Annotated in this window: 6 protein-coding genes and 1 pseudogene; 2 read left to right on the top strand and 5 right to left on the bottom strand. The window is 52.5% G+C overall.

Annotated elements, in window-relative coordinates; translation table 11 throughout:
* Nucleotides 1-82: 82 nt before the first annotated feature.
* The 3 genes from IEV46_RS10070 to IEV46_RS10060 all read right to left on the bottom strand — a co-directional run bounded on the left by IEV46_RS10070 (nt 83) and on the right by IEV46_RS10060 (nt 1,326).
* Nucleotides 83-403 (bottom strand): NAD(P)-binding domain-containing protein, encoded by a 321-nt coding sequence (locus IEV46_RS10070; protein WP_229736022.1) that lies wholly within the window; start codon nt 401-403, stop codon nt 83-85.
* Nucleotides 404-495: 92 nt separating this feature from the next.
* On the bottom strand, nt 496-819 hold the full coding sequence (locus IEV46_RS10065) for an ArsR/SmtB family transcription factor (protein WP_040387547.1): 324 nt from the start codon (nt 817-819) through the stop codon (nt 496-498).
* 78 nt (nt 820-897) lie between these two features.
* Nucleotides 898-1,326 (bottom strand): ArsI/CadI family heavy metal resistance metalloenzyme, encoded by a 429-nt coding sequence (locus IEV46_RS10060; RefSeq protein ID WP_009710660.1) that lies wholly within the window; start codon nt 1,324-1,326, stop codon nt 898-900.
* Nucleotides 1,327-1,708: 382 nt separating this feature from the next.
* Here IEV46_RS10060 and IEV46_RS10055 point away from each other — a divergent pair, with 382 nt between their 5' ends.
* Together IEV46_RS10055 and IEV46_RS18095 are read left to right on the top strand one after the other, a co-directional pair.
* Complete coding sequence (locus tag IEV46_RS10055; RefSeq protein ID WP_040387546.1) at nt 1,709-2,593, top strand: tyrosine-type recombinase/integrase; 885 nt, start codon at nt 1,709-1,711, stop codon at nt 2,591-2,593.
* 11 nt (nt 2,594-2,604) lie between these two features.
* A pseudogene (locus IEV46_RS18095) lies at nt 2,605-3,108 on the top strand (DUF4158 domain-containing protein); the annotation flags it as partial.
* 514 nt (nt 3,109-3,622) lie between these two features.
* On the opposite strand, the gene IEV46_RS10045 reads toward IEV46_RS18095, so the two are convergent.
* Both IEV46_RS10045 and IEV46_RS10040 read right to left on the bottom strand, forming a co-directional pair.
* Nucleotides 3,623-4,882: a replication-relaxation family protein gene (locus IEV46_RS10045; RefSeq protein WP_188432428.1), complete on the bottom strand. Its 1,260-nt coding sequence runs from the start codon at nt 4,880-4,882 to the stop codon at nt 3,623-3,625.
* Nucleotides 4,883-5,071: 189 nt separating this feature from the next.
* Complete coding sequence (locus tag IEV46_RS10040; protein ID WP_188432427.1) at nt 5,072-7,570, bottom strand: type IV secretory system conjugative DNA transfer family protein; 2,499 nt, start codon at nt 7,568-7,570, stop codon at nt 5,072-5,074.
* Between the last annotated feature and the right edge of the window lie 31 nt (nt 7,571-7,601).

Genomic DNA, 7,601 nt, shown 5'->3' with positions numbered 1-7,601 from the left:
TTGCCCTTTTTTCGCCATAAGAAAATCCCCTCCGGCAGTTCAGTGCTTTTGTCCATCTTACCAGATGGACTTTTTTCACTGTCTACCGTATGGGGATAATACCAACTTCCACGGCTTTTTTTGTGGTTTGCACATTGAGATTGAAATGCTCCCGATATTGGTTCAAATAGCGGACGACTTCATCTTTGGTGGGATAATGATCGGGACCTCCAGGAATATCCATACCAGGCAGAGATGAATATTGGACTGGAGAAAATAACGTTAAGCTATCATAGTATTTTGGCCATGATCCTGCTGTTTGTTCGCTGGCTTCCAAAATGACATAATCGAGTTTTTGGTTGTGTAAATGATATCCGGCTGCTAAACCGGCTTGACCGGCTCCCAAAACAATGACTTCATACAAGTTATCTGAACCTCCGTGAATTCGAATAAATTGTGCTACCTGGCAACCAAATGGTTTGTTACCAAGCATTTAATCCAATCTTCATGGAGTCTTTAATCAACGCTTAAGTGAAAACGGAGGGACAGTTCATCACAGAAGGCCTTCAGCATGGCTTGGTTGACGGAGTAGTAGTTCCATTTTCCTTGTTTACGCTCATGCAGCAGACCGGCGTTTTTTAGCTCCTTGAGGTGGTAGGAAACCTTGGATTGTTTCAAATCCAAGGTTTCCTGGATATCACAAACGCACATCTCGGTCGAACAGCAAGCTACAGTATCCTCCGTACCACCCCGGGCGATCAGGTCAAGTATCTGATACCGGATCGGGTCCGACAACGCCCGGGCGATCAGAGACAGTTGTTCACTGGTACAACAAGTCATCGTTTTCCCTCCCTCCTTATTGGACACGCGCAAAATCCAGGCATTGCCCAGGTTTTCGCAAATTCTATCGGTTTATGATTATTTGGAGGTGCAACAAGCGCTGCCGGTTTCTGGAATGACGGGTGACTGTCCAAATGAATCGGCATCTTCTTTCACGAAGAAGACTTCCCATCGGTGACCATCGGGACTGGTTACCCAAATTTTGTCCTGTCGGGCGTAGCAACAGGTGGTATCCATTTCGTCGAAGGAGGCCAACCCCGCGTTTTTCAAGCGCTCCTTGGCAGCGATTACCGCCTCTGTCGACCCCACTTGGATTCCCAAGTGATTGAGCCCACCGGTGATTTCTCCTCCCTCATTCAAGGTGAAGTTCAGAGCCGGTTCATCCAGGTCAAACTTCGCGTAGCCGGGACGCACCTTCGCCGGCTCCTCCCCAAACAGATGGCGGTAAAACTCGATCGAGACGTCCAGCTCCTTTACATTGATGGCAACATGGGGTTTCAATATCATTTTCCATCCTCTCCTCTGGGTGGGTTATTCACAGCAAAGCGGCGCTGAGCAACAAGACAACTGTCGTTTACATGCCTGAGGAACTCGTTCATCACAATGGATCGGAGTGCTACTGCTTCACCTCAAATCAATTTTTGTTGATTCGATGATACATCAAAAACGATTGATCCGTCAATCCATAAATCAAAAAAAGTTGATTCATTTTGTGACGAGGTATTCCGAAAACTTCATCAGGAGACGAAGCCCCAAACAGGAGCTATTTTTTCGCAGAAAGTCCATTCTGCGATATAATCAAGGGGCATTCCGTCGGAGGAGGCCCATCAACGGATCAATTATCTCCCGGAATTTTCATCGTAGAATGATTTTCAAAGGAGGTTGGTCTGTGCATCCCACGATCCCCAATTTTCTATTCGACCTACAGTCGGACGGACGAAGCCCAAAAACGATGAAGACGTATGAGGGAGTGGTCCATCAATTCATCCGGTGGTTTGAAGACACGACGGGGGAACGATTCGATCCCGAGAGCGTGACCCCAATCGATGCCGCCGATTATAAGCGCCATCTGTTGGATCGTTCCAAACCGGCGACCGTCAACAAGGCCCGAATCGCGCTAAAACGTTACTTTGATTGGCTGGTCAAACAAGGCGTGTGCAAGGAGTCCCCCTGGAAATCCATCCAGCCGGTCAAACAGGGGCGACAAGCACCCCGGTGGCTGGACCGCAAAGAACAGCGGGCCCTAATCCGCCAAGTGCAAAAAGAGCGGAATCCCCGGGACATCGCGATCGTTTTTTTACTCCTGCACGGGGGTCTTCGGGTCGAGGAGCTGTGTCACCTGCAATTGGAGGACGTGAAGCTGTCGGAGCGGAAAGGCAAAGCGGTCGTCCGGCATGGCAAGGGTGGCAAATGGCGGGAGGTCCCGCTGAACCGGGACGTTAGGAAGGCGCTGGAGGAATGGCTGGCAGTGCGGTCCTCCTTCAGTCCCTGGCTGTTCGTTTCTACTCGAAAAGATCAGATGACCACTCGCGCCGTTCAGTACGTTGTGCGAAAATACGGGCAACGGGCGGGGATGGACCAATGCTCTCCCCACACCCTTCGGCATACATTTTGCCATGAATTAGCGGTCAAAGGAGTGCCTCTCGACGTGATCGCCGCCTTGGCGGGACACATGACCGCTGACGGACGCCCAAACATCGCCACAACGGCAATCTATACCACGCCGGGGGACCAAGACCTGCGCCGTGCCGTTGATCAACTTTCCTGGGAATAGGGGGGTGAAGGGTGTATCGCAATACCAGGCAACTGTTGACGGAAGAGCAGAGAAAACAATGGATGTGTATTTCCCCCACATTGGATGAATGGGAATTGGGCGCTCATTACACCCTGTCGGAGCAAGATCGGAAGATGATCCGGCAAAACCGTCGGGATGCGAACCGGATGGGATTCGCCGTTCAATTGTGTGTGCTTCGTCACACGGGGTGGTCCTTCGTGGATATTAAGGAGGTCCCGAACCGGGTTCTTTACTACATTGCCAACCAGATCGACGTGGATTCCGAAAGCTTTCACAACTATGCCCGAAGGGATGCCACTCGCCGGGAACATATGCAGAGGATTCGTGAGGAATACGGTTACCGTTCCTTCACGGCCCGGGAGTACCGGCAATTAGCCAAAGCCTTGCTTCCGCGAGCTATGGAAAAGGACCAGGTGATCCCTTTGATTCACTGGGCTATCGATTGGCTTCGGGAACGGAAGATCATTCTTCCGGCTCTCACCACAGTGGAGCGTTTGGTCTGGGAAACGCGGCGGCGGGCGGAAGAAAAGATCTACCGCCTACTGAACGCCGCTTTGACGCCCGACCAAAAACAGCAGTTGGACCAGCTGGTCGGAAGCCGGATGGAAAGCGGGAAAACGACCCTGGGTTGGATCAAGGAGGATCCCGGTCAATCATCTCCCCGGGCATGTAAAAAGGCGATCGATCAACGGAACCAGATCCTTTCCCTGGGGTTGGAGATCGACACCCGGGGGATCCAACCCCAACGTCTCCGACAGTTGGCCCGCCTCGGACGGAATTATGACCCGCACGCCTTCCGCCGGTTTCCTGAAGCCAAAGTAGGTGCAACGGGGGTAACCCGTGGTATTCAAACACGGATAAAGCCCTTGAAAACGCAATCAAGGGGCATAGGCGAAGTTTTTCCGACGCCTACGCCCCTTAGCTTACAATTTTCCCTTTTTGGTCTGGTCAGTACAAATAATAAAATTATCAACACCTTTTCATCCCAACAATTTTGGTCCGATTCTCTTATTCCCCCGGCAGCTTGTTATTTTGCATATACTCCTCCAAGGCCCAACCGGGTGTCACCTTGGACAAGAACCCTCCTTGTTGATTCTGAAGATGCTCCACCAACCCCCGGGTCCAGTCCTCCCACTCCGTTTTCCCCCGCTGATTTTCCTCCACCATCCGGGTCAAATATTCGATCCGGCTTTCTTTCCGTTCCAGTTCCGTTTGCAACTCCTGCACCTGTTCCTCCATTTGATCCCGTTCCTCTTGGATCCGCTGGATCTCTTCAGATGACTGTGCTTCCCCACTTACCCCGGCCACCCCCTCAGCCGTCTCCTTTCCCTCCCCATTGACAAATAGTTCCGTCTCTTCTCCCTCAGTAAAAAAATACATCGTCGGAACCGGAAAACTTTCCGGATACTTCGCCAGCACCTTCGGATAAATCCGGTCCCGCAGTTCCTCCGTCCGCTCCACGTTCGGCGTGACCCACACCACCGGGTCTATCGGTTTCCCCAGCTTGGCCCGTAACTGGATATATTGATCCAACTGATCCCGGATCTTTTCACCGGTTTTCGAGCCCCGGTCATACTCGATCCAATACCACTGATCCTCTATTTGAACACTGGCATCCGGCAGAATGTGGGGGCCGATGTATTCCCGTTTGACTTCCCAACTCCCCTGACCGTCCGGCTCCATGTTCCACTGTTCCCGCATCCTTTTCAGCCGGTCCGTTGTCTCCCGGGTATTCAACCACTGCCGGGGACGAATCCCAGCCCGCAACAAGCGAACCAAGATTTCCGTGGTCCCCACCGTATGAAGCCGTTGCCCTGGACTCAACTCCCGATAGCTTCCCAGCGTCCGCCCCATCAAATCGGCCACATAACGGTTACCCTGTGATCCCAGGGTGTAAATGATCACCTCCCGTTGAAATGTAGTGTAGAACCTGAGCCACTCGTCTTTCTTCACTTCGCTTTTGGCCAAGGCACGCAACCCGTTCCGGATCCACTGCAGTTGGTTCTCCGTTGCTGGAACCTCGCCATCTGCCATGGATCGAACCTGTTTAACCACCTGATGCAACAACTGTTCCTCTGCCTTTGGCTCCCCACTCTTTCCCCGAGACCGAATCCCCTCCCGTGCATCCTTCAGTTGTCGTTTACTCCAGCCGGTGATCACTTCCAATTGATCCGCCGTCGCCATCCCCAGATCGAACAGGACACCCATCAGCCGCTCCGATTTGGTCAATTCTGGTATTTTCTGTTCATCCAGCCAGTCGAAAATCACCGGCTTCCGCCTCCTTTTTCGCCGGGGAAAACCCCTCTGTTCTCCCCGGCTCAATGTCCGCTCCTCGTCCGCTCTATGCTCGCTCCTCGTCCGCTCAATGTCCTCTCTCTATCGCTCAAATCTCCCGATTCATCGCGCTTCCGCTCCGGACTTTTATCTCCTATAGGAGATAAACCCCCTCCCCGGAGGTCATCCGCCGATCTGCTGGTACCTTGTCAAAATCTCCTCATCCACCTTCTTCACCGGTGTCCCTTCCCCCGATCGTTTCTGCAGTTCCATCGCCTTTTCCAGTGCGATCTCCTTCGCTTCGTTCTCCTCCGGCGAATCCTCCGCCGTGGCCTTTCCGTTCAGGTAGTAGACCGGTGGCTTCAGCTTCACGGTCACGGTTCCCACTGATCGCACCCATGCCGCCGCTTCCAGGGTCTTCAGATCGCTCAAATATTCCGGGGTAAAACTCCCCCCCAGTAACTCCGCCGCCTTCCTTGCACCGGCTGATCCCGGGTTGAGGGAAACGACAATCCCGGAGTTCACCTTTAGCGATTCCGTCAAATCCTTATCCAACTTATCGACATCCTGGGTGAACATGGCCAAACCCAACCCCCGTTTTCGATCCTCCTGCACGATCTCGGTAAAGGTAGGCACCTTCTTCAACAGGGGAGCCTCGTCAATCCACAAATAGTGAGGCCGCCCGGATACCCGACGGACGGCCTCATTGTGATACCGGTTGGTAATCATGCCCCCCGCCAATTGAAAGGTGGCTGGGGACACGCCGTTCATATCGACCAAAACAATGTGTCCCTCTTCAAAAAAGCAACGAGCATCCAAGATGTTTTTGGACTGCCCAAACATCCGCTGCATCGCCATATTTCGGAAGAAAGGGTTTAATCGAGTTAGCAAGGCATCAATATTGGTGTCTTTCTTCTGCTTTTGCTGGCTTTGTTTCCGGTCTTCGTTGGCCCAGAAATCCCGTACCGCTGGATTCTTCACCCGATCCAAAATACCGTTCCGGAATGCTTTATCCTGAAACAACCGGGGCAACTCGGCAATGGTCCGGGTCCGGTTGTCAGAAAGAAGGGTGGCAATTCCGTTTTCGATCAACACACTGGTTCGGGAAAGTTCTCCCGGGTATGCAGTTTTGATCAGTTCTGCCGCCTGTTCCGTCAACTGATCTATATCATCGCCTTCCCGCTTATACAGCAGATTCAGCCCTGCCGGATGATCATTCGGCCCCAAATAAAAATAATGAACCCGGTTCCAATCGATGGGGCATCCTTCCTTCTCCATCTTCATCAGCAAGGTGATCACCTTCAAAATGGTGGACCGGTGAGGGTCCACAAAGGTCCATCCGGCGTGGTGAGTCGGGTCCTTTGCCCACCCTTGTAAAAACTCTTCGGCAAAAGTGGTGATAAAAGCCCCTTTCCCGGATCCCGTGGCCCCGGCCACCACCGGATGCCAAACAAATTGCCGGACGGGAAATTTAATCGGTCGCTCCGGAAGGAAAGGATGCATTTGGGTTCCAACGGTGTACCCTTCGTGAAACTCATCTTTGCGAAGTTGCCGCTGCCCCTGAGCCAGACGGACGAGTCGCTCATGAACCTGATGCTCCGGATCCGGAAACATGAAGAAGTTCGCCAACTCACTGTCACTTAGGACCAATCGACGCCAAGGCAATGGCACCGTCCATTTCCAGGACACTGCATTCCGCCAAGCCGCAAGCCAAAGATACCGGTTTAATTTCAGTGCATTGTGCAAGCGGAAACTGCTGTAGATCTGTCCGGCCAGACTGCTCGTCTTGTTTTTGCTATCCCAAAGGGAGATGGAGACGCTAAAGGCTGTGTGTCCTAAGTAACGATCTGTTGCTGCCTCGATCTTTTTTCGGTCCTCCCGAGTTCGCATCGTCCACTGTTCCTTTTTCCCCCGGGTCAGCTTTTGGACCAACCGTTGTCCCGGCTTGGTCAATCGCTTCCGATTCTCCGGGCTGAACCGAATATCGATCCAAGAACCCTGATTCATCGCCCAGAGGATGCCTCCCATTTGGTTGGTGGATTCTTGAATCCCAAAGGCGCTTTCTTCCCCTTTATTGCGAACTAATTTGAGATGACCCCCTTCTCCCTTTTTTCCTTTGGGAAGGGGAACGGTGTGCTCGATATGCAATTCCGCATCCGGGTAAGAGTTTTCTAGCAATCCCCTCACCCGGGCGATTTGATCCATCGGGGTGACCAGCCAAACATGAATCTTCCCCTGTTTGGCGTCCCGATGAATCACCCACCGGAGCCAGACCCTTCCCTTTTGGACACGACCACCCAACCGCCGCCGGACAGTATTCATCTTGGTAGCCAATTCGGCCACCTGCTTCTCATCCACCTTCATTCCTTCCCGTGGTGTGATCCGGATCGCCTTTCCGAACTGAGTTTGATGAATCTGGTATCCCTTTAGACTGACATAACCGATCAACAACAGAAGCAACAGGATTCCGACGGTTGTAGCATCTGGAAGCCAATCGGGTATCCAATCAAACGGAATCCCCAACTTCGATAGAGAGGGCCACCGAAAGGAACCCCGATCAAAAAAAGTCTGGTCCACCCAGGGCTTCAGGTGCTTATTCCATGCAAAATACCCGATCAGCCCCAACAGCGCAATCCAACCTAGGATCGTCATCTCATCCTGTTTGGCCAGCCATTTTCCCACCTGATCGCCTCCTCAAAATAAAAAAAGCCCA

Origin of the sequence: Kroppenstedtia guangzhouensis, from assembly GCF_014637345.1 — a bacterium.
Classification (GTDB): Bacteria; Bacillota; Bacilli; order Thermoactinomycetales; family DSM-45169; genus Kroppenstedtia; species Kroppenstedtia guangzhouensis.
This window is presented reverse-complemented; position numbering and strand designations above follow the sequence as displayed.

Bases quoted from the DNA above. Each gene is read 5' to 3' on its own strand.
- IEV46_RS10065 (WP_040387547.1), bottom strand. From the start codon at position 819: ATGACTTGTTGTACCAGTGAACAACTGTCTCTGATCGCCCGGGCGTTG.
- IEV46_RS10060 (WP_009710660.1), bottom strand. From the start codon at position 1,326: ATGATATTGAAACCCCATGTTGCCATCAATGTAAAGGAGCTGGACGTC.